This window comes from Anaerofustis butyriciformans (assembly GCF_036289385.1).
Lineage (GTDB): Bacteria > Bacillota > Clostridia > Eubacteriales > Anaerofustaceae > Anaerofustis > Anaerofustis butyriciformans.
In genome coordinates, this window is sequence record NZ_JAYFFH010000001.1 from 78,664 (window position 1) to 105,143 (window position 26,480).

At 27.8% G+C, this 26,480-nt stretch carries 29 protein-coding genes; 17 read left to right on the forward strand and 12 right to left on the reverse strand.

Annotated elements, in window-relative coordinates:
- Positions 1 to 117: 117 nt before the first annotated feature.
- A complete protein-coding gene (locus tag V2W16_RS11155) occupies positions 118 to 474 on the reverse strand; it encodes a DUF2752 domain-containing protein (protein WP_425353929.1) in 357 nt (118 codons plus the stop codon).
- Positions 475 to 655: 181 nt separating this feature from the next.
- Here V2W16_RS11155 and V2W16_RS00425 point away from each other — a divergent pair, with 181 nt between their 5' ends.
- Positions 656 to 1,084, forward strand: a complete 429-nt coding sequence (locus V2W16_RS00425) for a TM2 domain-containing protein (RefSeq protein ID WP_329379739.1) — start codon at positions 656 to 658, stop codon at positions 1,082 to 1,084.
- 16 nt (positions 1,085 to 1,100) lie between these two features.
- Here V2W16_RS00425 and V2W16_RS00430 read toward each other — a convergent pair whose 3' ends face one another.
- Positions 1,101 to 1,973, reverse strand: coding sequence for an Rgg family transcriptional regulator (locus V2W16_RS00430; protein WP_329379742.1), 873 nt, complete (start codon positions 1,971 to 1,973; stop codon positions 1,101 to 1,103).
- 119 nt (positions 1,974 to 2,092) lie between these two features.
- Here V2W16_RS00430 and V2W16_RS00435 point away from each other — a divergent pair, with 119 nt between their 5' ends.
- Positions 2,093 to 2,254: a hypothetical protein gene (locus V2W16_RS00435; protein ID WP_329379745.1), complete on the forward strand. Its 162-nt coding sequence runs from the start codon at positions 2,093 to 2,095 to the stop codon at positions 2,252 to 2,254.
- A gap of 96 nt (positions 2,255 to 2,350) precedes the next feature.
- Here V2W16_RS00435 and V2W16_RS00440 read toward each other — a convergent pair whose 3' ends face one another.
- Complete coding sequence (locus V2W16_RS00440) at positions 2,351 to 2,515, reverse strand: DUF1540 domain-containing protein (protein ID WP_138268460.1); 165 nt, start codon at positions 2,513 to 2,515, stop codon at positions 2,351 to 2,353.
- Positions 2,516 to 2,593: 78 nt separating this feature from the next.
- Positions 2,594 to 3,388: a delta-lactam-biosynthetic de-N-acetylase gene (gene pdaA, locus V2W16_RS00445; protein WP_329379750.1), complete on the reverse strand. Its 795-nt coding sequence runs from the start codon at positions 3,386 to 3,388 to the stop codon at positions 2,594 to 2,596.
- A 441-nt stretch (positions 3,389 to 3,829) separates the two neighbouring features.
- Between pdaA and typA the strand changes: the two genes are divergently transcribed.
- From typA to V2W16_RS00465, 4 genes are all read left to right on the forward strand, one after another.
- Positions 3,830 to 5,668, forward strand: coding sequence for a translational GTPase TypA (typA, locus tag V2W16_RS00450; RefSeq protein ID WP_329379753.1), 1,839 nt, complete (start codon positions 3,830 to 3,832; stop codon positions 5,666 to 5,668).
- 119 nt (positions 5,669 to 5,787) lie between these two features.
- A complete protein-coding gene (locus V2W16_RS00455; RefSeq protein WP_329379756.1) occupies positions 5,788 to 6,303 on the forward strand; it encodes a YgjV family protein in 516 nt (171 codons plus the stop codon).
- Between the two features lie 33 nt (positions 6,304 to 6,336).
- Positions 6,337 to 6,864: a YgjV family protein gene (locus V2W16_RS00460; RefSeq protein ID WP_329379759.1), complete on the forward strand. Its 528-nt coding sequence runs from the start codon at positions 6,337 to 6,339 to the stop codon at positions 6,862 to 6,864.
- A 75-nt stretch (positions 6,865 to 6,939) separates the two neighbouring features.
- Complete coding sequence (locus tag V2W16_RS00465; RefSeq protein WP_329379762.1) at positions 6,940 to 8,367, forward strand: M50 family metallopeptidase; 1,428 nt, start codon at positions 6,940 to 6,942, stop codon at positions 8,365 to 8,367.
- A 28-nt stretch (positions 8,368 to 8,395) separates the two neighbouring features.
- On the opposite strand, the gene V2W16_RS00470 is transcribed toward V2W16_RS00465, so the two are convergent.
- Positions 8,396 to 8,953 (reverse strand): DUF2179 domain-containing protein, encoded by a 558-nt coding sequence (locus V2W16_RS00470; protein WP_138269295.1) that lies wholly within the window; start codon positions 8,951 to 8,953, stop codon positions 8,396 to 8,398.
- 128 nt (positions 8,954 to 9,081) lie between these two features.
- Between V2W16_RS00470 and V2W16_RS00475 the strand changes: the two genes are divergently transcribed.
- Both V2W16_RS00475 and V2W16_RS00480 read left to right on the forward strand, forming a co-directional pair.
- Entirely contained in the window at positions 9,082 to 9,768 is a 687-nt protein-coding gene (locus tag V2W16_RS00475) for a 5'-methylthioadenosine/adenosylhomocysteine nucleosidase (protein ID WP_329379765.1), read from the forward strand.
- 15 nt (positions 9,769 to 9,783) lie between these two features.
- A complete protein-coding gene (locus V2W16_RS00480; protein ID WP_329379768.1) occupies positions 9,784 to 10,581 on the forward strand; it encodes a RecX family transcriptional regulator in 798 nt (265 codons plus the stop codon).
- A 25-nt stretch (positions 10,582 to 10,606) separates the two neighbouring features.
- Here the strand turns inward: V2W16_RS00480 and rbr are convergent, their stop codons facing one another.
- Entirely contained in the window at positions 10,607 to 11,191 is a 585-nt protein-coding gene (gene rbr, locus V2W16_RS00485; protein WP_329379770.1) for a rubrerythrin, read from the reverse strand.
- 198 nt (positions 11,192 to 11,389) lie between these two features.
- On the opposite strand from rbr, the gene V2W16_RS00490 reads away from it, so the two are divergent.
- The 6 genes from V2W16_RS00490 (at position 11,390) to V2W16_RS00515 (ending at position 16,774) form a co-directional block, all read left to right on the forward strand.
- On the forward strand, positions 11,390 to 12,004 hold the full coding sequence (locus V2W16_RS00490) for a hypothetical protein (RefSeq protein WP_329379772.1): 615 nt from the start codon (positions 11,390 to 11,392) through the stop codon (positions 12,002 to 12,004).
- Positions 11,997 to 12,644: a TVP38/TMEM64 family protein gene (locus tag V2W16_RS00495; protein ID WP_329379775.1), complete on the forward strand. Its 648-nt coding sequence runs from the start codon at positions 11,997 to 11,999 to the stop codon at positions 12,642 to 12,644. Before V2W16_RS00490 ends, V2W16_RS00495 begins: the two co-directional genes overlap by 8 nt.
- 46 nt (positions 12,645 to 12,690) lie before the next feature.
- The gene (locus tag V2W16_RS00500; protein WP_138269301.1) at positions 12,691 to 13,398 is read left to right on the forward strand and encodes a response regulator transcription factor; all 708 of its coding nucleotides are present in this window, start codon (positions 12,691 to 12,693) and stop codon (positions 13,396 to 13,398) included.
- A gap of 16 nt (positions 13,399 to 13,414) precedes the next feature.
- Positions 13,415 to 15,511, forward strand: a complete 2,097-nt coding sequence (locus tag V2W16_RS00505) for a sensor histidine kinase (RefSeq protein WP_329379781.1) — start codon at positions 13,415 to 13,417, stop codon at positions 15,509 to 15,511.
- A 146-nt stretch (positions 15,512 to 15,657) separates the two neighbouring features.
- Positions 15,658 to 16,212 (forward strand): chromate transporter, encoded by a 555-nt coding sequence (locus tag V2W16_RS00510; RefSeq protein ID WP_329379785.1) that lies wholly within the window; start codon positions 15,658 to 15,660, stop codon positions 16,210 to 16,212.
- Position 16,213: 1 nt separating this feature from the next.
- The gene (locus V2W16_RS00515) at positions 16,214 to 16,774 is read left to right on the forward strand and encodes a chromate transporter (protein WP_329379788.1); all 561 of its coding nucleotides are present in this window, start codon (positions 16,214 to 16,216) and stop codon (positions 16,772 to 16,774) included.
- A 67-nt stretch (positions 16,775 to 16,841) separates the two neighbouring features.
- Here the strand turns inward: V2W16_RS00515 and V2W16_RS00520 are convergent, their stop codons facing one another.
- Positions 16,842 to 16,994 (reverse strand): hypothetical protein, encoded by a 153-nt coding sequence (locus tag V2W16_RS00520; protein ID WP_329379793.1) that lies wholly within the window; start codon positions 16,992 to 16,994, stop codon positions 16,842 to 16,844.
- A 152-nt stretch (positions 16,995 to 17,146) separates the two neighbouring features.
- On the opposite strand from V2W16_RS00520, the gene rapZ reads away from it, so the two are divergent.
- Positions 17,147 to 18,016, forward strand: coding sequence for an RNase adapter RapZ (rapZ, locus tag V2W16_RS00525; RefSeq protein WP_329379796.1), 870 nt, complete (start codon positions 17,147 to 17,149; stop codon positions 18,014 to 18,016).
- A 21-nt stretch (positions 18,017 to 18,037) separates the two neighbouring features.
- Positions 18,038 to 19,009 (forward strand): gluconeogenesis factor YvcK family protein, encoded by a 972-nt coding sequence (locus V2W16_RS00530; RefSeq protein WP_329379799.1) that lies wholly within the window; start codon positions 18,038 to 18,040, stop codon positions 19,007 to 19,009.
- A gap of 26 nt (positions 19,010 to 19,035) precedes the next feature.
- Here the strand turns inward: V2W16_RS00530 and V2W16_RS00535 are convergent, their stop codons facing one another.
- From V2W16_RS00535 to lon, 5 genes are all read right to left on the reverse strand, one after another.
- Positions 19,036 to 19,686: a potassium channel family protein gene (locus V2W16_RS00535; protein ID WP_329379802.1), complete on the reverse strand. Its 651-nt coding sequence runs from the start codon at positions 19,684 to 19,686 to the stop codon at positions 19,036 to 19,038.
- A gap of 37 nt (positions 19,687 to 19,723) precedes the next feature.
- On the reverse strand, positions 19,724 to 21,070 hold the full coding sequence (locus V2W16_RS00540) for a TrkH family potassium uptake protein (protein ID WP_329379805.1): 1,347 nt from the start codon (positions 21,068 to 21,070) through the stop codon (positions 19,724 to 19,726).
- A gap of 222 nt (positions 21,071 to 21,292) precedes the next feature.
- On the reverse strand, positions 21,293 to 21,817 hold the full coding sequence (locus V2W16_RS00545) for a hypothetical protein (RefSeq protein ID WP_329379808.1): 525 nt from the start codon (positions 21,815 to 21,817) through the stop codon (positions 21,293 to 21,295).
- Positions 21,818 to 21,834: 17 nt separating this feature from the next.
- Positions 21,835 to 22,416, reverse strand: a complete 582-nt coding sequence (gene yihA / locus V2W16_RS00550) for a ribosome biogenesis GTP-binding protein YihA/YsxC (RefSeq protein WP_329379811.1) — start codon at positions 22,414 to 22,416, stop codon at positions 21,835 to 21,837.
- Positions 22,416 to 24,773: an endopeptidase La gene (lon, locus tag V2W16_RS00555; RefSeq protein ID WP_329379814.1), complete on the reverse strand. Its 2,358-nt coding sequence runs from the start codon at positions 24,771 to 24,773 to the stop codon at positions 22,416 to 22,418. Before lon ends, yihA begins: the two co-directional genes overlap by 1 nt.
- 548 nt (positions 24,774 to 25,321) lie before the next feature.
- On the opposite strand from lon, the gene V2W16_RS00560 reads away from it, so the two are divergent.
- On the forward strand, positions 25,322 to 26,476 hold the full coding sequence (locus tag V2W16_RS00560) for a molybdopterin molybdotransferase MoeA (protein WP_329379818.1): 1,155 nt from the start codon (positions 25,322 to 25,324) through the stop codon (positions 26,474 to 26,476).
- Positions 26,477 to 26,480: the final 4 nt, after the last annotated feature.

Genomic DNA, 26,480 nt, shown 5'->3' on the forward strand with positions numbered 1-26,480 from the left:
TTTTATTCCCTATTTGAAAAGTATGTAATAAAATTTTTTATTATTATATCACAATATTTTCTTATAAACATCAAAAAAACATAAAGTTAATTAATTCTTAATATTTGTAATATTTTATTAAGGAATATAAAAAAATATCATTCTTATAATATATATAGCAATATATAAAATAGCAATAAAAGAAAGAATGCAAGTTCTGGTTTTTCTATTCATTTTAAAAAAATACTTTTCGTTAGAAGTAATAAGCAAAATTAAAAAAGGAATAGACAATATAAACAGAGGATGATAATAAAATGCTTGTTTTATATTACCATTCAAAAAAGAAATTAACGCTCTTGTTGTCCCGCAAAAAGGGCAAGGTAGTCCTAGAATATATCGTATAGGACAGTTTATTTTTGTTATATTTATAATAAAAGCGTATAAGGCTATTACTGTTAAAATTAAAATGTATTTTTTGATATTTTTCTTTTTCATAGATAATATAATCTAATATACTTTCTTTTTTATTTTAATATAATATAAAAAATTTTTTTAGTCAAACTATCCTTTTCCATTTCTTAAGAAAAACTAAATAATAAAGGTTTTTATTGACATAAAACCTTTAACCATTATATACTTAAATTAGGATATACAGGTAGAATGAGAGGAGAAAATTATGGAACAAAATAAAGTAGATATGTTTTTAATATCAAATTCTGAATATTTTCCTGAAGAAAATATGATGTTAATAAGAGAAAGGTTGCAAGCGCTTCCTGATGAATGTTTTGTTCAACTATCAACAATGCAGTTTAAATCACCTGTTGTAATGTTGATTGTTTCTTTATTAGTTGGAGGACTTGGTGTTGATAGAATGATGCTTGGTGAGGGTAGCCTTGGTGTATTGAAACTTCTTACAGCTGGTGGATGTGGTATCTGGACTATAATAGATTGGTTTATGATTATGGGAAATACAAAAGAAAAGAATGTATTGAAATTAATGAATGCTATAAATATGATACAATCTAATCCTTATGGTCAAACAAATTACAACCAATATAATCAAAATAACCAAAATGATAATATTATAGATGTTGACGAACAATAAAAATAAAAAGCAGTTTTTACTGCTTTTTATTTTTTATTACATTAAAACATTCATTCAACATATTAATTATTTCTAATTGATTTGTTAAATATAAAATCTTTTTTGCTTCATTAATTTTGATTATTCCTTTTTCTTCCTTATTTACAATATATAAATATATTCCTTCAAAATACATTGTAAGCACATTCCAATGTAGCATAGTTATATCGTCTGTTATCTCTTTTAATCTTTTTATTACTGATTTTATTATAATGTATTCTTTTTCTATGAATAAATAATATATGTTATTTATAAGTAAATGAGAAAGATTTATTTTAAAATTCGGATAGTTTTTATATTTTTCCATGTTTTCCCATGCTAAAATAAAAAGCTCAGTTCTGTCTTCGTCAAATATAAAATTCATATCTGAAAATATTTTGATTTCTTCCAGTGTCCAACTTTCTGTGGCAAAAAGATAATTTTTTATATATTGTTTTGCCTTTTTGCATTCTTCTTTTTTTAATATGTTTTCTTTTAGATTAATATTTTTAAGTAATGTCAGTTGCATATATTTTAAATTAGTTTTTGTATCATTATAATTAATCGTTTTATTGATATTTTCTAATTCTTTTGTTATATACTTACAACTCGTTTTTAAATTGTTTGTATTTATATTTTCCATAATATTATCAAGTTTTGATAATTTATATTTATTATGTATAAATATCATTTCTTCAGGAGAAACCATTATTCTATTTAATATTTCAAGCATTTTACTAAATTTTATGTCATACATTCCTTTTTCAAAATCAATGGCAAAAGATTTGCTTAATATACCGATGTAAGTTTCTTTTAAAGTGATATTTTTATTTGTTCTTATTTGTTTTATTGTAGGTCCGTATTTTTCCATTTTATTACCTCAAATAAATAATAATATATATTTTATCAATAATTTATTTTAGTTGGAATACTCGTACTTTTTAAAATTTTAATATATTTTAAATATAAAATATATTAAGGAGGTAGATTATGGAGAAAAGAAAATATAAATTTAAAATATGGAAATATGGAATTGGACTATTAAAACAAGAAAATGATTATGATAATACAGATATAATGAATAAGATTGATATGTTGGAAGAGAAAATAAAAAATTTTGAAAATAAACTAAATGATGCTTTTAAATTATAAAAAGGAAGAATAAGCATTCTTCCTTTTTTGTATGATATAAATTTTTTATACCATATAATATTAAGTTTGAGAGGTAATATAATTAGGGAGGGTTTCCTATTTGGCTTTTAATTTAAATGAAAGACAATCAGTACAGTCACATTGTGTTGGATGTGATTCATGTGTACCTACCTTGATTGAATCAAGAGAACAATAGTTGCAGTCATTACAATTATATTCACAGCTTTTAACATCGCATTCGATTGAAGTATTTTTATTCATGTTTTTCCTCCTGTACATTTTAAAGTCGTAACTTTTGGTTACGTATTTAGTATGTGGAGAAAAAATAAAAATATTATTTTATTTTGTTAAATCATCTAAACTTTTAAAGGTATATCCTTCCTTTTTAAGTGTTGTAATTAAATCTTTTAAAACTAAGCTGTTTGTTTTTGATGTTGAATGTAAAAGCATTACACAACCGTTATGCATTCTAGGCATTATTTTTTCAAATACACTGCTGAAACTTTTTTGTTCGTTATTGTTCCAGTCAACATATGCAAGTGACCAAAAAATTGTTTTGTATCCCATGCTGTTTGCAATAGAAAGAGTATGCTCGTTGAACGTTCCTTCCGGAGGCCTTAAATATTTTTTTAATTCTTTACCTGTTGTTTTTTTGTATAAATCTTCCAAATCTGTAAGTTGTTTTTTGAATTCTTCGTCACTTACATATCTTAAATCTTTGTGTGAATATGTATGATTTCCTACTATATGACCTTCATTAATCATTCTTTTTACCAAATCGGGATTTTTTTCTATGTAATTACCTACCAGAAAAAAGGCGGCAGGGACTTTTTCTTCTTTTAAGGTGTCGAGTATTTTAGATGTATATCCATTTTCATAACCTGCATCAAATGTAAGATAAATAACTTTTTGATTTTCATCTCCCACATAGTACGCATTATATTTTTCTAATGTTTCTTTATCTGCATTTCCTACAGGTTGTTTGTTTTCTTTATAATTTCCAAGTCCCCACTGAGTTTTATCAATACCTGCATTGATATTATGTAAAAATAGGATAAATATTGTAATTAAAAAAATAATGAATACTAAAATAGAAAAAAACATTTTAATTTTTTTACCGTTTAAATTAATCATAAAAAGCCTCCTAATAGATTATATTTACAAACTTCAGTTTTATGATTAATTATAGTATTGGTTTATAAAAAGAAAAAAACACCTTGCGGTGTTTTTTCACTAAAACAAAACAATATCAATTTCAAAGGGTAAAAATATATTATATAAAATTTGGAAACATTAATTTTATATTTCTATATTTTACATTGTTATTATAAATAATAAATATTAAATTAAAATGATAAAAAAATTAATAATTAATAAATTTTATTTTTTTATTATTGCCTTATATAAAAAATTTATTCAAAAATTTTAAAAAAGAGGCTATATTAAGGTTATAAAAGGATTTATTGGTGCTTAAAATTGACATTGATTTTATATAGTGATATAATTTTTTAGTTAATGAATATTAGCGTGCTTATGCACATTTTATAAAATAAAAAAAGTTAGAAGGATGAATTAATGAAGAAAGAAAATATAAGAAATATTGCAATCATTGCTCATGTAGACCACGGTAAAACTACATTAATAGATGCAATGCTTAAACAAAGCGGTACATTCAGAGAAAATGAAGATGTAAATGAAAGAGTAATGGACTCAAATGATCTTGAAAGAGAAAGAGGAATTACTATTTTAGCTAAAAATACATCAGTATACTATGATGATATTAAAATCAACATTGTAGACACACCTGGACATGCTGACTTCGGGGGAGAAGTTGAAAGAAGTCTTTCTCTTGTAAATGGAGTTATTCTTCTTGCTGATGCTTTTGAAGGTTGTATGCCTCAAACAAGATTTGTTCTTAAAAAAGCATTGGAACAAAACTTACCTGTAATAATAGTTATAAACAAAGTAGATAGAGAAAATTCAACACCTGAAAAAATTGCCGATGATGTATTGGAATTATTTATAGATCTTGAAGCTGATGAAAGCTATCTTGATTCAAAAGTTCTTTTTGCTTCTGCAAAACAAGGCTGGGCAAGTGAAACACCTGTAAAAAAAGATGATAACCTTGAAGTATTATTTAAGGCTATAAAAGAAAATATTCCTTGTCCTACAGGAGATGAAGAAAAGCCTTTCCAATTCCTTGTATCAAACATTGAATATGATGAATACACAGGAAGACTTGCAATCGGTAAAATTGAAAGAGGTCATGTTCAAGCAAATGACATGGTAAGTATTGCAAGAAAAGAAGGAAATGTTACAAAAGGTAAAATTTCTCAACTTTATACTTATGAAGGACTTAAAAAAGTTCCTTGTCAAAAGGCAAGCGCCGGAGAAATCGTATGTATAGCAGGTATTGCAGATATTAACATAGGAGAAACAATCGGAGCTGTTGACAATGTAGAGGCTGTTCCTTTTGTTGAAATAGATAAACCTGTACTTTCAATGAACTTTTCCGTAAACACTTCACCACTAGCCGGAATGGACGGAAAATATGTAACAAGCAGACATCTTAGAAATAGATTATTCAGAGAACTTCTATCAAATATTTCTCTAGAAGTAAAACCTACTGACAGTGCAGATACTTACAAAGTATCAGGAAGAGGAGAACTTCATCTTTCAATTCTTATAGAAAATATGAGAAGAGAAGGTTATGAATTTATGGTATCAAAACCAACTGTTATAACAAAAGAAATAGACGGCGTTTTATGTGAACCTTTTGAAAGACTTGTTGTTGATGTTGATGATGAATATACAGGAACAGTTATAGAAAGCTGTGCAACAAGAAAAGGTGAACTTTTAAATATGGATAAATCAAGTGATAAATATACAAGACTTGAATTTATGATTCCTTCAAGAGGACTAATCGGATACAGAAGTGAACTTATGACAGCTACAAAAGGTACTGCTGTTGTAAACTCAAACTTTGAAAAATATATGCCATATAAAGGAGATCTTGAAGGCAGAAGCAGAGGTTCTTTAATTGCTAGTGAACCTGGAGAAAGTATTACTTACGGTTTATACAATGCACAAGAAAGAGGTACATTGTTTATCGGACCAAATACTACTGTTTATGAAGGAATGGTTGTAGGGGAAAACTCAAGACCTGACGATATGACTGTAAATGTATGTAAGAGAAAACAAGTTACAAATATGCGTGCTGCGGGAAGTGATGAAGCATTAAGACTTACACCTCACAGACAATTAAGTTTGGAACAATATCTTGAATTTATAAATGACGATGAACTTTTGGAAGTAACACCAAATCATCTAAGAGTAAGAAAAGAAATCCTTGATAAACAACTTAGAATTAAAGCTGAAAACAGAAAAAGACAACAACAAAAAATGGGTAACTAAAAAGAGCCATAAAGGCTCTTTTTTTATAAAATAATTTTTTAATTTTTTAAAATATTTTAAAGAATTATATAAAATAATGTGATATAATTCTCTTTGATTTTGTTATTTTTAGAGGTAGTATGAATATAATAATAGGCAATATAATTTCTTTTATAGCAGCATTATTTATGATACTAAGTTGCATGGTAAATAACAGAAGCAGGGTTTTTATGTTTCAGTTTATAAATGCTTTGTTGCTTGCGGTAGCATCTATATTTTTTGTTTCCTATGCAGGCGTAGCATCTCTTATTTTATCTGCAATAAGAAATTTTATTGTTTCAAAAGATAAATTTACAAAAAATATAATGATTGTTTTTATGATACTGTCTTTTATTATTGGTATTATTGTAAACAATAGGGGATTTATAGGTTTTCTTCCGATTCTTGCAACACTGCAATATACATTTTGCAGTTATTACATTAAAGATGTACAGGGAACAAGGTACAGTATTTGGATTAACTTATTTATGTGGGTTATATATTCCTTTAGTATTTTAGATTTTTCTACGGGAATATCCGATTTTACAACTCTTGTAATTAATACAGTATCAATTTTTAAATATAAAAAAGAAAATAAAGAAATACAGGTAAATTAAAATATTACAAAATACAAAATTGAGAGGGAATAAATGAACATAATAATAGGAAATGTAATATCTTTAATTGCTACTTGTTTTATGATAAGCAGTAGTTTAGTTGATAAAAGAAAAACACTTTTTATTCTTCAAACAATAAATGCTCTTTTACTTATTATTTCATCTTTATTTTTGGGAGCATATTCAGGAATAATTGCATTGATTGCAACAGCAGTAAGAAATTATGCTATATCCATAGATAAATACTCTAAAAAATTAATGATAATTTGTACTGTTTTTACCATTGTTTTTGGGTTAATATCAAATAACAGAGGTATTATAGGATTTCTGCCAATAATAGCAACATGTGAATATTCAATATGCAGTTTTTACTTTAAAGGCATAAGGGAAACAAAAATGAGTTTATGTATAAATTTATTTTTATGGGTTATGTATTCAATAAGTATTTTAGATATATCTACTGCTCTTACGGATTCTACTACATTTGTTATAACATCAATTTATTTAATAAAGAATTCTAAGAAGAAAAATAATATATTACCAAATGAAGATACTCTTTAGGGGTATCTTTTATTATTTGTAAATAAATCGTTTATATGGTAATATATTTAAAAATTAAATTTATTGGTGAAAAGTATGGACGAAAATAAAAACAGAGAAGAAGCAAAGACTTTTGACGATTATTTGATGACTTATTTAACTGATGATAAGAATATTTTAGATGAAAAAGACAGTGTCGAAAAAGATAAAATGCTTCTTGAGAAAGAAAATTACGATATAAGTATTCAAAAAAAATATTTTGAACAGTTAGAGGATGAAAAGAAAAAGGAAAACAACCTTTACGAAGATGATAATAAGTCTTTTATAGAAGAAAATAACGAAGATAAAGAAATTCAAAATAACATTTATCAAAAAGATAATAAAAATTCAAATGCAGATTTCCTTCCAGATTTAGCAATGATTCTTTGTCTTGCTTTAGTTGTGGGAATGGTTATGATAAAAGGCATTGGAGTTTTTCATGGGCTTGAAAGTCTGCTTTTCTTAATGCTTTGGGCAAGTGTACTGGTTTATGTTTCAATTATCATTCATGAAGGCGGACATTTTGTTTTTGGACTACTATCGGGATATAAGTTTGCTTCTTTTAGAATAGCAAATATGATGTTTATAAAAAGTGGAAAAAGGCTTACATATAAAAAATATCATATACCGGGAACAGGTGGACAATGTTTAATGATTCCTCCTGATATAAAAAGTGATGATTATGATTTCCCTTATGTTTTATATAGCTTTGGTGGTGTGATTTTCAATTTATTATTTGGAATAATCTGTTTTTTATTATATATTTCTCTTCCTTATATTATAGTTCTTTCGGAAGGTTTTATAGTTGCAAGTGCATTAAGTTTGTATTTTGCAATGTTAAACGGAATCCCAAGACGTGTTGGAGGGATAGCCAATGATGGTGCAAATGCTCTTTATCTTGATGAAGATTTGAATACAAAAAAGGCTTTTTATGCTCAGCTTAAAATTAATGGTCTTCTTACAAAAGGCATAAGATATAAGGATATGGATGAAAGGCTTTTTGAAGTTGACGAAAAAGCGAATTGTAAAAATCCTTTGGTTAGCGCAATGTTTAATTTTAGAGTATGTTATCTAATTGATAAAAGAGAATTTGATAAAGCAAGAGAGCTTATAGAATATTCTTTAGATAACATTGATGATATGTTAAGTGTTCATAAAAGTGAAATAAAAAGCGAATTATTCTTTTTGGAACTTATTGGTGATTGCAGGGATGAAAAAATTACACAGATATACGATGAAGATTTAAAAAGATATATAGCTGTAACACAGAATTATTATATTTCAAGAAGAAGACAGCTTTATGCATACGAACTTTTATATAATAAAGATGAAGAAAAAGCAAGAGAACAACTTGATGCATTTAAGGTTATTGGAAAGAATTATCCTTATGAAGTAGAAATTGATGGAGAGATAGAACTTTTACATCTTGTCCATGATAAAGCTTTGGAAAGAGGAATAATAGAAGAAGATAATAAAGAAGATTAAAAAAAAGAAACCATTATGGTTTCTTTTTTTATCTACGTCTTCTTACTCCATACATATATCCGCCTTCCATTGTTACAATATCGTTTATTGTAATTACACAGTCGGGAACGTTTTGATAGGCAATATTCATGGCTTCTTCAACTCTTTTTCTGTTTACATGAAGTTTTAAAATATATCTTGTATGATTAAAACCTTCACCTTTCATTATTGTTACGCCGAATTTATTATCTCTAAGTGTCTTAGCAAGGTCTTCACCTGTAACACCTCTTACGTTTATTTCCATGCTTACATATCCAAGAGCGATTTTCTTTTCAATTACTATTCCAACATAAATACCCACTGCATATCCTAAAGCATAGAATAGAGCTTTCCATAAATCTTCTTGAAGTGTAGATAAAACACTTGATGCAACAAATATCCATAGAATGATAACAACAAAACCAACCAGACTGCCAAGTTCTTTTTGACCTTTATTTATTAAAACGATTCTTATTGTATCAAGCGATATTTCAAGAACTTTAAGGCAGAAAATCGTCATATAAACGATTGGACCTGACTGCGTTAAAAAATTAATTAAAAAATCCATTTTTCACCTCTAAGATATTTTCTTACTTGTAGTATACTATTTTATGTAACAAAGTAAAGAAAAATAATTTGTTTTTAATATTGATTTATTTTATAATGTTAAGGAATTATTAAAGGAGAGTGAATAGTATGATAGGAATAATTGCTTCAATGGAAGAAGAACTTAATTACATAAAAGAAAGTATGGAAGACGTTAAAATAAAAAATATTAATAATACGGATTATGTTATTGGAAATTTACATGGTAAAGACGTTGTAGTTGTAAGATGTTTTACAGGTAAGGTATACATGGCTTTAACAGCACAAAAACTTATTGATAACTTTGATTTGGATTTGATTATTAATTGCGGAGTTGCAGGAGGATTAAAAGACGGAATGCATATAGGAGATGTTGTCCTTGCAACAAATGCTATCCAGTCTGATATGGATGTAAGGGGGCTTGGTTATGAAATTGGACAAGTACCTGACATTGATATAAAAGATTTTAAACAATATGAAAAAATAAACGAAACAGCAAAAGAATTGGTTCAAAATTATGATTTTAAAGTTTACTTTGGAAATATAATGACTGCCGATAAATTTGTTTCTTCAAAGGAAGATAAAGAATATTTAATTGAAAATTTTGATGGATACTGTACAGATATGGAAACAGCTTCTCTTGGTGAAGTTTGTTATGTAAACAAAATAAACTTTGCAGGGATTAGAGGAATAAGTGACAGTGCGGACGAAGGTGCAAATACTGATTTTAGAGAAAACTTGAAAAAAGCAAGTGATAACTGCGCAATTCTTCTTTGCGATATAATAAAAGCAATGTAGTATGACAGGTAGATTATGGATGTAGTAACAAATATATCTAAAACAAAAAGGGAATATAACGTAACATTAAATGATGAAATAATTTTAAGGCTTGACAAAAAAGTAATAGACAAATTAGCTGTTATGGATGAAGTGGAGATGGAAGAGCTTGTAAAAGAAAGCTATGATTATTTATATGAAAGCGGACTTAACTTAAGTCTTAATTATCTTTCTTATGCCATAAGATGTGAAATGGAGATTATTACTTATTTAGAAAAAAAACATTTTCCTGAAATTGTCATTAATGATATTTTAAACAGGTTACTTGAGCTTAAATATGTAAATGACTATGATTATTCTCAAAGTTTCATAAGAACAAAAGTATCATCACTTACGGGTAGAAACAAAATAAAAAATGACCTTATTAATAAAGGGATAAAGCCTGATATTGTATATTCTTCTTTAAATGTGCATTTTAGCGAAGAGGAAGAAAGAGAAAATTTAATTGAATTTATTACAAAACAAAATAACAAACACAAAGAGCTTTTCTTAAGAGAAAAGAAAGATAAGATAATAAATTCTGCTATAAGAAAAGGATATGATTATAAACTTGTAAATTCTCTTATTGATGAATATATTTCTGAAGAAGATTCCTTAGTAGAAAATGAAAAAATAAAAGAGAAAATAAGAAAAAGATTTTATAAATATTTAAACAAAGGTGAAGATATAAAATCCGTTAAATATAAAGTATATTCATTTTTTTATAATAAAGGGTACAATGAAGAGATTTTAAACAGTGTATATGAAGAAATTGAAAGTCAAATAGAAGAATAAAAAAAGTGCTTTTAAAGCACTTTTTTTAATTATTACAATTTAAAATAGGTTTGAAATATGCTTGTTCATGGGAACATATAGGGCAGACTTTAGGAGAAGTTTTTCCTTGATATCTATGTCCGCATTTTAAGCAAACCCATGTTGTATCATCTTCTCTTGTAAAGAATCCATTTTCAACTTCGTTTTTAAGCTTTTCAAATCTTTCATGGTGAAATTTTTCAACGTTTGCTATAAGTTCATAGTAAGCAGCTACATCATTAAAACCTTCTTCTTTTGCTGTTTTTGCAAAAGAAGGATAAATTTCCGTTGCTTCTTCGTGTTCGCCTTTTGCTGCAAACTGTAAATTTTCAAGAGTTGTTCCAAGAAATACCGGATAGTCGCTTTCGCTTATTCTTATTTTTGCTCCCGGTAGTTCTTTATTTATTAGCATCATAAATCTTTTTGCGTGATATAGTTCATTCATGGCGGTTTCGTTAAATATATCTTCTATATATTTAAAGCCGTCATCTTTTGCTCTTTTGGCATAATATGAATATCTTTGGTAAACGCCGCTTTCACCTATAAAAGAACTCATTAAATTTTTAACTGTTTTAGAATTTTTAAATTCCATTTCAACCTCCTTTTGTTTTATTTTTTCTTAAAAATAGTTTTAATATTCAAATAAAAATGATATGTAAATTATTGTTTAAAATTTTATTGTTTAAATTTAAAAACTTTGATTATAAAAATATTTAAGAAAATTTTAATAAAATTGACAAGTTTTTTATAAGAAATAATTTTTATAATATCCGTGTAAAGAGGTGATATTATGAGAATTTTTGAAAAAAATTATAAAGTTTATTTAATGTTTTCAAGATCAAATACTTTGCTTTCAAAAGCAATATATCAAAGGACAAAAGAGCCTTATACACATGTTGCGATTTCGACTGATGAAAACTTTAGGGAATTTTATTCTTTTGGGAGAAGATATACAAATTTTATGCTTCCCGCAGGATTTGCAAAGGAATCACCTTTTGATGGTTTATATAAAAGAAATCAAGATATAAAAATAAAAATTGTATCAATTAATATAAATAAACATCAATTTGACAAAATTAATAATACTATTGAAATGATGTATAAAAACAGATTTAAATATAAATATGATATTTTAGGATTAATGTTTTGTAATAAAAATATTACTTTAAACAGACAAAATTATAAATTTTGTTCTCAGTTTGTAAGTGAAATTTTAAATATGAATGAAATTATAGATTTTGAAAAAGGCAGTAAGCATATCAGACCAAGTGAAATTGCATTTAGAGATGAGTTTGAAACGGTTTTTGAAGGAAGTGTTTACGAACTCAACAATTTATATAATACACAAAGGGTTTGGAATTATTCTTTTGAAGATAATCTAAATTGGGTATACAACTATGAATAAAAAGAAAATAGCTTTAATTTCTATAATTTCAATTGCGGTTTTGGTTTTGATTGGTATTTTTTTTACGTTAGATATAAATAAGATTTTAGAATATGCGAAGTCAATGCCTCATGGAATAAAAGAATTGTTTATGATTTTAATTGTAACTCTTCAAATATTCATTGCTTTTATTCCTGGAGAACCTATTGAACTTGCGGCAGGATATATGTTTGGCTCCGTATGGGGAACTATAATATGCTTGGTTGGTTCATTTTTAGGGACAATAGTTGTATATTATCTTGTTAAAACTTTTGGAAGTAAAGTAATAAACCTTATGTTTAAAAAAGAACAAATAAAAAAGGTTGAAGGACTTTTCGAAAAAAAGAAAAATTTAATGTGGATTTTCATTTTATTTTTAATTCCGGGAACACCAAAGGACGTTATGACCTACCTTGTTTCTTTAACCAATATTAAACTTTACAGATGGCTTATTGTTACTACTATCGGAAGAATTCCAAGTATTATAACATCTACTTTTATAACAGGTTCTATTAGAGAGCAAAATTATTTAATGGCGATTATTGTAGGTGTTATTACCGTTTTTTTAGTAGTTTTTGGATTTTTTTATTATAAAAAATTAAATAATACTTCAAAAAGTTGATTATGTTGTATAAAATATAATTATAAAAAATAAAAGGGGAAGAGAAATGGAACATAATATTTTAATTGTTGAAGATGAAAAAGGTATAAGAGACGCCATAATAATATATTTGAAAAATCAAGGGTATAATGTATTTGAAGCAGAAAATGGAAAAGAAGGTCTTGAAATAATACAAAACAATGACATCCATTTAGCAATAGTAGATATAATGATGCCTGTTATGGATGGTATTACCATGGTTATGAAAGTAAGAGAAAAATATGATTTCCCTGTAATATTCTTAAGTGCAAAATCTGAAGATATTGATAAAATTACAGGATTAAACATAGGTGCCGATGATTATGTTACAAAACCATTTGCTTCAATGGAATTAATTGCAAGAGTAAATTCGCAAATTAGAAGATATGAACAAATTTTAAATTTAAAAAATAATGCTCCAAAAGAAGAAGAAAGCAATAAATATATTGTCGGTGGACTTGAACTTGACGACTACACAAAAGAGGTTTTTGCTAACGGTAAAAAGGTTAAATTAACTGTTAAAGAATATGAAATATTAAAACTTCTTATAAAAAATCCAGGAAGAGTTTATTCTGCAGAACAGATATATGAACTTGTATGGAATGAAAAAGCAATCAGTACTGAAACCATAATGGTACATATTAGAAGACTTAGAGAAAAAATAGAAGTTAATCCTAAAAAACCACAATACATTAAAGTAGTTTGGGGTGTAGGATATAAAATCGAAAAATTATAATTATGGGTGATATTTAATGAAAAAAAAATATATTTTTATATCGTTGTTAACGGTATTGATTGTTTTTTTAAGTAGTATAGCCATTGGATTATATGATAATGTTGAAGGAAAAATAACAGATAAATCTTATGTAATCAATTCATATTTAGTAGAGGATATGAAATATTTTACTTTGGCTAAAACAATGGAATTAGATCCTGATTTTAAGGTTTTTTCTTTTGGTAAAGATGTTCCTGAAAATGTGCAAAACAGTATATATGAACGTTTTGAAGATAATATGACAAGCAGTGTTTCACTACTTGAAAATGACAGTAATTTTATATATTATGTAAAAAATAAGGAAAACAAAAATTATGTAAAAAGTGATATTGATGCGAGTAAAGAAAATGATAATATTTATTATGTGTCATTTTCATATGACAGTAAAGGTAATTTGAAAAGCGATTCAAATTATTCTGCTTCATATTTTTCAAAGTATCCTGCTTATAATTATATTTCTTCAATGTATGGAGATTCTGCTTTTATTGTTGAAGATGGAGTTGAATATTACTATATTGATGGATACATAATACCGTATGATCAAATTAAAATGAATATTCCTAAGAATATGAGTTTTACATATGCAATTCCAAAGGTTCTTTCTGATAATGGAGGAGCAATATCCTATTATATTAATTCATGGGAAAATTATAATCCATTTACCGGAGTATGTCTTCTTATAGGAAGTGCTATAATAGCAATATTTATTTTATTTGCTCCTACAAAGATAGTAAAAGAGGTTAAACCTTTTAAAACATTTATAAGTTTTAAAGGAGAGGTAAATTTATTTTTAATTTCATTTATTATTACTATGTGCTGTATGGCTTGTTTGGTTTGTGCTGGATATTCAATTAACGGAATGTTTTTAAGCCTTATGAATAAAATAGGACTTAGATATCCTAATTTTATGGTTCTGGTTTCAAATATTCTTGTATGGGTAGTTACATTTTTATCTATTGCAATAGGATGTTTCGATATAAAATATATATTTGTTGAAGGTATATGGAGATTTATAAAAGAAGATACTTTGATTTCTCTTCTTGTTAGAAAAGTTAAAGAGGTATTAAACAATTTAATAAGTATTGATTTAAGGGATCCTGTAAATAAAAAGTTAATGAAATTTTTATTTATGAATATGCTAATAATAATTTTCTTAACTTTCTTATGGGGATTTGGTTCTATACTTGCAATAATTTATTCTGTTTTCTTATTCTTCATGCTTAAAAAGAAGACAGATGAGATTCATAATAATTATAATACTCTTTTAAGTTCAACTCATGAACTTGCAAAAGGCAATTTTAATGACGAAATGAATGAAGATATGGGAGTATTTAATTCATTAAGAGATGAATTTAAAAATATTGAAGAGGGTTTTAAAGAAGCTGTTAAAGAAGAAACAAAATCCCAGAACATGAAAACAGAACTTATAAGTAATGTAAGTCATGATTTAAAAACACCTTTAACGGGAATTAAAAATTATGTTGAACTTATGGGGCAGGAGGGTATTCCAAATGAACAAAAAGAAGAATATCTTAAAATGCTAAACCAATATATTGACAGATTAAGCAATTTAATAGAAGATTTATTTGAAGTAAGTAAAGTAAATAGCGGAGATATAAAGCTTGATTTAATGGAACTTAACATAGTATCTTTAATAGAGCAGACAAAGAGTGAGTGTAGTGATTTATTTGAAAGCAGAAATCTCGATGTAATAATGAATACTTATGATATGAATATAAATCTTTTACTTGATGGTAACAAAACTTACAGGGTGTTTGAGAATTTATTTAATAATATATCAAAATACACCATGGAAGGAACAAGGGTATATATTGATATAACTGAAGAAGATGACAAGGTTATAATTTCTCTTAAAAATATTTCTGCAGCCCAAATGAATTTTACAAGTGATGAAATTGTAGAGAGATTTGTCAGAGGTGATAAATCAAGACATGAAAGTGGAAGCGGGCTTGGGCTTGCAATAGTAAAAAGCTTTGTTGAAGCTCAAGGCGGAAGTTTTTCTATAGATATTGACGGAGATTTATTTAAGGCTGTGGTTATTTTTAATAAATAATTAAAGGATGAATGTTTAGACATTCATCCTTTTTATTATGTAAAAAGTTTGTATAAAGAAAAATAAATATATATATCTATGTTATAATATATAAGCTGAAATTCGTTTAAACTATTTCTCATAATATTTTTCTAAAGGAGTTTAAATTGAAAAACAAAAAATTGGAGTTATTTTTGGCTTTTGCAAATGTAGGAGCCTTTACTTTTGGGGGAGGATATGCAATGATTCCTCTTTTACAAAAGGAAGTAGTTGAAAATAAAAAATGGATTAGTGAAAAAGAAATGCTTGATATAACGGCAATTTCACAAAGTACTCCAGGGCCTCTTGCCATAAATTGTGCCACTTTTGTTGGTTATAAAATAGAGGGAGTGATTGGCTCCGTAGTTGCCACTTTGGGTGTTGTGTTACCGTCTTTTTTTGTTATTATTGTAGTTTCCGTTTTGTTTAACATGTTCAGAGACAATGTTATAGTAAACAATATTTTCTCAGGTATACAAGCCGGGGTTATAGTTCTTATTTTGGAAGCAGCAATAAAGCTTTCAAAGCAGATAAAAAACAATTGGTTTAATCTTACGTTATTGATAGTTTCGTTTTTAATAACCGCTTTTACTGGGATAAACGTAATTTATGTACTTATTGCATGTGCTTTGCTTGGTGTTTTGGTGCATGGATTAAACATCGTAAAAGGAGGGATTGAATAAAATGATAGCACAGCTTTTTACGGTGTTTTTTAAAATAGGTTTGTTTACTTTTGGAGGGGGGTATGCGATGATTCCTCTTATAAAAGCAGAAGTTATATCTCATAATTGGGCAACCGTTTCGGATATAATTGATTTTATAGGAATAAGCGAGTCTACTCCGGGACCATTTGCTATAAACATTGCAACATTTATAGGTTTTAACAAGGAAGGAATTTTAGGAGCAGCTGCCGCAACACTTGGAGTTGTTCTGCCATCTCTAATAATAATACTTATAATAAGTAAATTTTTCTTTGATTTTCAAGATAATAAATATGTAAAAGCAGTTCTTGCGGGACTTAGACCAGCAGTGGTTGGAACAATTGCCTCTTCTGCTTTCACTATTTTTGCGTCAATATTTATTACAAACGGTAAAGTTACAAATTATATAGGAATAATTATTTTAATAATAATTTTAATGTTAAAATTTAAATTCAAGAAAATGCATCCTATTATGCTTATTGTATTATCAGGTGTTATGGGGTATTTGTTTTACGGACCTCTTCATTTTCTTTTTCCATTTTAAAAATCCATAACAAAAGTTATGGCTTCTTTTTAGTTATTATGTAAAAAAGACAAAAAAATATACTAACTTATTTTAAGCTTGCAATATAAGTTTTTATTAATTTTATTATTAAGATTATTGTAATTATTATAATAAGTATTACAATAATATCTTCGTAGATATGTGTTAAATCAAATCCTTCTAAAATTTCACCAAAAAAATTCTTTATATATTCTTCCATTTTATGCCTTTTAATACAATTTATTTATTATACATTAACATTTATAAGTTAAAATGCAGTGAAAAAAAATTAAAATTTATATTAAATATTTATTTTAAAGTTTACTTTGATACGTAATTAATTATATAATAAAATACAAAGGGAGGTATGAAATGAGAATAATAGTTGTTGCGGGAATGTTGGCGGCAGGAAAGAGTGTTGCTCTAAGATTTTTTCAAGATAGAGCATTTTATTGTGTAGATAATCTTCCTCCGAAACTTATAGATACATTTATAGAGCTACTGGATAAAAGCGAGCCTAAAATAGAAAATATAGCTATTGTACTTGATGTAAGAGGAAGTGCTTTTTTCGATGATATAGGTCTTATTTTAGATAATTTAAAAGAAGAAAGAAATGCGGAAATTTTATTTATTGATGCTGATGATGATGTACTTATTTCAAGATATAAAAAGAACAGAAGAAAACATTTGATTTCCGGAAATGACAGAATAGAAGTTGCCATAAAAAAAGAAAGGAAATCAATGGAAGAGGTTAGAAGAAGGGCTGACCTTATAATTGATACTTCTAAGCTTAAAGAAAGAGATTTTGAAAAGATACTTCATGATTGTTACAGCAGATTTGATGATGTTCCTTCTGTTTTTACCATTAATGTTAGTTCTTTTGGGTTTAAATATGGAATACTTCATGATGCAGATATAGTTTTTGACGTAAGATTTCTTCCAAATCCTTTTTATGAAAAAGATTTGAAGCCTTTAACAGGGAAGAATAAAGAAGTTGCGGATTATGTTTTTGGTTTTGAACAGACAAAAGAATTTATGGATAAACTATATGATATTATTTCATTTACCATTCCTTATTACATAAAGGAAGGTAAGGCTCAACTTGTCATTGGAATAGGATGTACGGGAGGACGACACCGTTCTGTTGCCATTGCAAGTGAGTTAGCTAGAAGATTATCCGAAGATAATTACATGGTGACAGAAGAGCATAGAGACATAAGTAAGGATAATTACCAATATTAATATTTATAAGAAGGTGATTATATGAAATTTAAGGATAAAAATATTGTTATAATAGGCGGAGGGACTGGGAACAGTGTTTTATTAAAGGAATTTAAAAAACATACAGATAATATCAGTGCCATTGTAACAGTTTTTGATGACGGCGGAAGTACCGGTAAATTAAGAAGGGATCTTGGTATTTTAGCAGTAGGGGATATAAGAAACTGCATTACCGCTCTTGCAGAAGATGAATCCACTATGACAAAACTTATGGAATATAGATTTACAAAAGGGGCATTGAAAAAACATTCTTTTGGTAATTTATTTCTTGCAGCTTTAAATGAAATAAGCGAAAGTTTCCCTAAAGCCATAAAGGATATAAGCGATGTTCTCGCTATTAAAGGTGAGGTAGTTGCTGTTACAAAGAATGATAATGTAACTTTATGTGCTCTTCTTGAAAATACAGCTGTTGTAAGCGGAGAATCAAAGATACCTAAGCAGGCAATAAAAATGAAAGCAAAAGTAAAAAGGGTATTTTTATCTCCAACCAGTGCAAAGGTAAATGATTATGCAGTTGAAAAGATAAATAATGCGGATATTATAATTTTAAGTCCGGGAAGTTTGTATACATCAATTATTCCAAATCTTCTTATTACTGATATACCTTATGCTATAAGCAAAAACAGAAAAGCTAAAAAATATTTTGTAGCAAACATAATGACTCAGCATGGTGAAACCGATGGGTTTGATGTTACAAAACATGTAACAGAGGTTGAAAGACATATTCCGTCAGATCTTAGAATTTTTGATGAAGTTATATATAATACGGGAAGTATTGATGATGAAGTATTAAAGAAATACAAAAAGAAACATTCTAAAGTTGTTGAAGCTAATTTAAGCGATGAAATGAAAAAGAAATATAAATTTACAGGACTTGATCTTGTAACTTATATGGATGGAGTGGTAAGGCATAACAGTAAGGCATTAATAGAATATTTAAAAACACAGGATTAAAAAAGACTCTTTTTTAAGAGTCTTTTTTAAGTTAACGATGTAAGTTTGAAAACATCTGATGATTTTCCTATAACAATTATATGATCTCCTTCTTTGAAAGTGTATAAAGGACTTGGAACAGGATCTAAAGAGTTTGCATTTTTCACTGCAATGATGTTTACTTTGTATTTTCTTCTTATAGCAAGCTCGATAATTGTTTTTCCAATCCATGAGTTAATAATTGGAATTTCATATATTGAATATTCATCTGTTAATTGAATATAATCGAAAATATTTTTTGCATTTGATCTTATTGCCAATTTTTCTGCCGTATCTCTTTCAGGGTATACAACTTCATCTGCACCTATTCTTAAAAGAAGTTTCTTTTGTATATCACTGCTTGCCTTTGTTACAACCCATTTTGCATTTAAGTCTTTAAGAAGTGCTGTTATTTCCAAAGATGATTGGAAGTCTTCTCCAATGGCAACAAAGCAAATATCAAAGTTATTTACTCCTATTGATTTTAAAACTCCTTCTACTCTACAATCTCCGATTTGAGAGTCTGTAAATTCTGATGCAAATTCTGAAACTCTTTCCTCGTCTTTGTCGATTATCATTACATCATTTCCTAGTTCTTGCATTTTTCTTGAAAGATGTTTTCCAAATCTTCCCATTCCTATTACTAAAACTGATTTCATTTTTTATCCCTTTCTTTAAAATAATATATGTAGATTTTTAACCTATTAATATTTTTTCAGTCGGTCTTTCTATAGGTGCTGATTTTTTCTTGGCGTTTAATGCTATCATTAATGTTAAAATGCCTACTCTTCCAGCGTACATCAATGAAATTATTACTATTTTCGAAATCGGACATAATCCAGCCGTAATACCCATTGATGAACCTACGGTTCCGATTGCTGAAGAAACTTCAAACATTATTGCCAAAGCCGAACTGTTTTCAAAATAACAAAGAATCATACATCCCAATAAAAATCCGAATATATATAATGTTGAAACGGCACTTGCTTGTTTTACCGTTTCATTTTCTAATTTCCTTTTGAAAATGGTAATGCCGTTTTGTTGTCTTGAAGATGTAACGGCACTCATTATAAGAACAACTAAAGTTGTGGTTTTCATACCACCTGCGGTTGAGCCGGGACTCCCTCCGACCAACATTAGAAATACCGTAAACAACGCAGTTCCCTGATGAATGTCTACCCAGTTTATCGTATTAAATCCGGCAGTTCTCGGTGTAACCGATTGGAAAAAAGAAACTAATATTTTTTCTTTTACCGAACTGTCTGCAATTACTCCGTTTGAGTTTTCAAATATAAAGAAAATTAATGCTCCGCCTATAATCAGACAAGTTGTTGCAATTAATACAATTTTTGAATGTAATTCATATCTGCTAAATTTTAATTTGTGTTTTAATATATCACTCCAAACTACAAATCCTATACCGCCTATGACGATAAGTGACATTATAGTTACGTTTACGATTATATCGTCTGAATATGTTGTTAATGATGAGAATTGCCCGAATTTCCCCATTAAATCGAATCCTGCATTACAAAACGCCGATATTGAATGAAATACGGCATTGTAAATTCCCTCTGCAATTCCCATATCTGGAATAAATCTTGTTGCCAGTAAAATGGCGCCTATTCCTTCGAATAAAATAGTTCCTTTAACTATTCTTAAAATTAGAGCAACTACGCCACCGATTTGATTGCTTCCCGCAGACTGCATCAAAAGTTTTCTTTCATTCAAACCTATTTTTCTTTTAAAAAAAATAGATAACATTGTTATTATCGTCATAAATCCAATACCGCCTATTTGAATAAGGCTTATGATTACTATTTGCCCGAATACAGACCAATGTGTGAATGTATCATACACTACAAGTCCCGTTACGCATGTGGCAGATGTTGCCGTGAAAAGAGCATTTAAAAAAGGAGTAAATTCCCCGGTTCTTGACGATATCGGCAAAGAAAGAAGAGTCCCTCCCGTAAATATTATTAATAAAAATCCTAATGCTATAATTTGTGTGTAACTGATTTTTTTCCCTAAAATGCTGTTCATCCTTATTATCCCTTATAAGTCTCTATTTTACCAATTAAATTAAATATATATGGATTTTAATCTTTATTATATAAAATTGCAATACAAAACATATATTTTATATAAATTTTACATATACTTTACTTTTTGTTTTTTTTATAATGTGTATTATAGAAATTCCTTTAATATTTAACAGTATATTTTGAATTTAACTAAAAAAGTCCATGTAAATAATGGACTTTTTTAATTTAAATTATAATTATCTAAAAATTGTTCGTATTGCTGTTGTTTCAAATCTTCTATTTTATTTTTTTGAATATTGTTTAAAACAGCCATTGGAATGCTCGTAACAATGAGTATTATAATTCCTCCTATAATCATCATGGCGAAAAATTTAATATATGACTTCAATGTGCTTTTTAATATTTTATCCTGAACTTCGTTTAAATTTAATATTTGGGCGTATTCCAGTTTGTTACATTCAGGGCAAAAGAACTTTTTTGAATAATAGCTGTATTTGGGATTATTTACAAGAACAGGTCCCATTGCCTGTGTTTTTGTGGTACTTCTTGATTTGGAAAAAAATGTTTTCATAAGTTCTTTTGATTCTGCTTCATATTCCATGCCACATTTTTCACATTTTAAGTGTAATTTAAAATCAGAATTTTCTATTATTTTTTTGTTACGCTTTAGGCATAGTATAAAACAAAATATTACCCATCCTAAAAGCAAAATTCCCATTATGATTAATATGATACTTGCACTCATTGTTTTCCCTCATATTTTTAAATAAATTCGTTTATAAATTCCAAGGTTTCATCTCTTCCAAGATTTTCTTCGGTAGAATATATGATTATTTTGTCATCATCGTCTAATTCTAATGTCTGTTTTATTACATCTATATTCTTTTTTCTTTTGTTTTTGCTGATTTTATCTGCTTTTGTAAGAACAATTACAGGATAAATATCATTTGATAAAATATCGTTATACATTTTTATGTCGTTATTTGTTGGTTTATGTCTTATATCAACAAGGAAAAAAACTATAAAATCCGTATTTCTTTTTTGTAAATAGTCGAATATTATTTTGCTGAATTGTGCTTTTTCGCTTTTGGATACTTTTGCATATCCGTATCCCGGCATATCCACAATATAAAATTCGTTGTTTATGTTATAGTAGTTTGCTGTTCTGGTTTTTCCAGGTACAGAACTTGTTCTTGCAAGAGATTTTCTTCCAAGAAGATTATTTATAAAGCTGGATTTGCCTACGTTTGATTTTCCGATTAAAACTATTTCAAGTTTTTCTTCCGGTGGCAGCTGATTAAATTTTGCTGCACTGGTTACTATTTCGGCACTTTTTATAATCATTATTTTTCCTCTTCAAAAATTATTTTATATACTTCTTTCATGTGTTTTACAGGAGTTATTTCAAGGTGTTTTTTGATGTCTTCACTTATTTCTTCAAGGTCTTTTACATTTTCTTTAGGAATTAAGACTTTTTTTACTCTTGCTCTTGCTGCTGCAAGAAGTTTTTCTCTTAGTCCTCCTATTGGAAGAACATCACCTGATAGAGTTATTTCACCGGTCATTGCGATGTCTTCTGCAACTTTCATATTTGTTAGGGCAGATATTATTGCAGTCGCAAGAGTTATCCCTGCACTTGGACCGTCTTTTGGAGTTGCGCCTTCTGGAACATGGATATGAATGTCTTTCTTTTCATAGAAATCTTTATCGGCGTTTAACTTATCGGCTATTGTTCTAACGTAAGTTAGTGCAGTTTTTGCCGATTCCTGCATAACATCTCCAAGATTTCCGGTAAGTTCAATTCTTCCTTTGCCTTCTGTAAGAACGGCTTCTATTTTTAATGTGTCACCACCGTAACTTGTATAAGCAAGTCCGGTAACTTTTCCTACGTATTTTTTATTGCTTTGTTTGTTGAATGTTATTAATTCTTTTCCTAAATATTCGTGTAGATTTTTTACTGTAACTTCTATTTTTTCATCTTCGTTTAACACGATTTTCTTTGCACATTTTCTGCATATTTTAGCTATTAATCTTTCAAGTTGTCTTACACCTGATTCCAAAGTATAGTCTGACACTATTTTATCCAAAGCGGCAGGAGTAAATTTAAGGTTATCCTTAGTAAGTCCATGTGCTTCAAGTTCTTTTTTGATTAAGTGTTTTTTTGCAATTTCAACTTTTTCTTTTGGCATATAGCCAGGTATTTCTATTACTTCCATTCTGTCTAAAAGAGCAGGAGGAATTGTTGCTGCCGTATTTGCTGTTGCAACAAATAATACATTTGAAAGATCAAAAGGAATTTCAAGGTAGTGGTCAGAGAAGTTTGAGTTTTGTTCAGGGTCTAATACTTCAAGAAGTGCGCTTGCAGGGTCTCCTTTAAAATCAGAACCGATTTTATCTATTTCATCAAGAAGGAATAGGGGAGAATTTGTTTTTGCTTGTTTGATTCCCGCAATAATTCTTCCCGGCATTGCGCCTATATAAGTTCTTCTGTGACCAGTTATTTCTGCTTCGTCTCTCGTTCCACCAACTGATAGACGAACGAATTTTCTTTTTGATGCTTTTGCGATTGCTTTTGCTATTGATGTTTTACCAACCCCCGGAGGTCCAACCAAACAAACGATAGGTCCTTTTAGAGAGTTAGTAAGTTTTAATACTGATAAGTATTCTATTATTCTTTCCTTAACTTCTTTTAAACCGTAGTGGTCTTCATCTAAAGTTTTTTGTGCTTCTTTTAAATCAATATCTGGTTTTTCTTCTTTCTCCCAAGGTAAATCAAGGATTGTTTCAATATAGGTTTGAATTACTCCTGCTTCACTTGAGCCAACCGGTATTGTATTTAGTCTGTCTATTTCTTTTTGTATTTTTTCTTTGTATTCTTCAGGAATAGGAAGTTTTTCTAATTTTTTTGTATAGTCGCTTCCGCTTGCACTTCCGTCGGCATTATGAAGTCTGTCTTGTAAAACTTCAATTTTTTCTCTCAAATAAACTTCTTTTTGAAGTTTTTCCATTTTTTCTTTAACTTCTTTTTCTATTTCATTTTCAAGAGATAAAACAGAAATTCTTTTTTCCAAAACCTTATATACTTCTTTATATCTTTGTTTTGTGTCCGTCATACAAAGTATATCTTGAAAAGTATCGTAATCAAGATTTAAAGGCGGTAAAATAAGGTCTATAAGTTCGTTTGGATTTTTGATTGAAGAAAGAAATGAAGAAAGTTCAAATTCTGCCGTAGACATTTTATATGCAGAATATTTGTTGAATTTTTCTTTTAATATATTTGTCATTGCAATTTCTTCTTCGGTTAATTCTTCCTCAGAATAATTTATTATATCCGCATTTGCCAAAATATAAGGACTTGCTTGTATATATTCCTTTATTTTTACTCTGTTTAAAATTTTAACTGAAACTTTTATTGCGTTATAAGGAAGTCTTATAAGGTTTGTAATTTTAGCCAAAACCCCAACTTCACGTAGGTTTTCAAGGCTGATTTCTTCCTTATCGGCATCTATTTGAGCAATTAAATAGATTAGGCTGTCTTCTTTAACGCTTTCTTCCAAAGCCACTAATGATTCGCTTCTTGAAACGTCAAAGTTTGCATTCATTCCGGTAATTAAAGATAAATCTCTTATTGAAATTGCCGGCAGAGTCATATTTCCCATATTGCTTGTGTATGTATTCATAATGTTTTGTATATTTGCCAATTTTAAAACCTCTTTATCTAAATATTTAATATATGTTTTGATTAATTTTATTTTATAAGAAAAGAAAATTAATTTGAAAAAGTTTTATTTATTTTACTTTTTTTCTTATAAAATTTCATAAATCAAGATTATATCATTTAAAAGTGATTAATTCAAAGTATTTTTTATAATTAATCAAATTTTTACTTTAAAATACTTATAATTTTTATATTTTTTTATTTTTATTATATTCTAATATATATTACATATTTTATAAATACGTTTTTAATATGTTTTTTTGTTTTTTTATTACAAATTATGTCTTTTTATGGCAAATTATTTTCTTTTTCTGCAATTTTCGACAAATTAAGGTATAAAATATTTAATTTCTTCTTAAATAAAATGAATGTAAATTAATGAAAAAAATATAATATTATCGTTGTTTTTTTATTAATTTTATTTAGCTTTTTGTTTATCCCCTTATAAGCCTTTTCCTTGTATTTGATAGGGGATTGTGTTATAATTTTTTGTATGAATTTTGTTGAAAATACTTATTTTGGGAGAAAAAAATGCTTAACTCTTATACAAAAAACGAAGTATTGAAAATGCTTAAAGATGACTGTGAAAATATTAAAATAAAAAGTCACGTTATAATGATTGAAGATTGTTTAAATCATGTTCTTGCAAAAGACGTAATATCAAAAGTAAATATTCCTGAAAGTGATATAGCACAAATTGACGGTTATGCCATAAATCATGAAGGTTTATACGGTGTTGATTATTATGAACCTATACGTTTTGATATTGTAAATGAAAATGAAATAAATTTAACACAAATAAAGAAAGTTTCAAAAGGTGATAAACTTCCTCTTGGAGCAGACAGTGTTATTGATATAAAGTATGTTAAAGAATACGGAAGTTATGTAACAATAAATAGACCCATAAACAAAAATAGCGGGGTTTGTCTTAAAGGAAGCACAGTAAAAGAAAATGATGTGGTGCTACGAAAAAATACACTTTTAAACAGTTTTCATATAGGACTTCTTGCGAGTTTAAATGAATTTATGGTTGAAGTTTATAAAAAGGTTAAGGTAGGAATTATCTCTACGGGAAATAACATTATTAAAGTAAGAGATAAAGACATAAACAAAGATATAGACATATGCTCTTATATTTTGCTTTCGGAACTTGAAAAGAAAAGATGTGTTGGAATTTCTTATGGAATATATAAAAATGCTGATAAGGAAGTTCTTGATAAAGCTACAAAAGAATGTGATATTGTAATTATACTTAATTACGATAAAAATAAATTTTTCTTAGAAAGTGGAAAATGCTATTTTGAAGATATTTTGATTTCTCCTTCAAAAAATGCTTTGATATACAATATAAATTCCACTTTTGTTTACGTATTTGACTCAATGCCTAAAGATGTACTTATAGGATTTAGGGAGCTTGTAAATCCTGTAATGAATTATATGCTTGATATTAAAGACAGTGAAGGTTATATAGATGCAATAAGCCTTTATAATATTCCTGCAAGAAAGGGAATTAACGAGTATGTTTTTGTTAAAATAATGGAAGAAAAAGACGAAACATATTTTGAAGCCATTGACTTTGATGCATCTTACAGCGAGGTAATGCGAGATGCAAATGGATATATAGAAATATCTAAAAACAAAGATAAAATTGAAAAGGACGAAACCGTAAAGGTTACGCTTTTATAGAGGT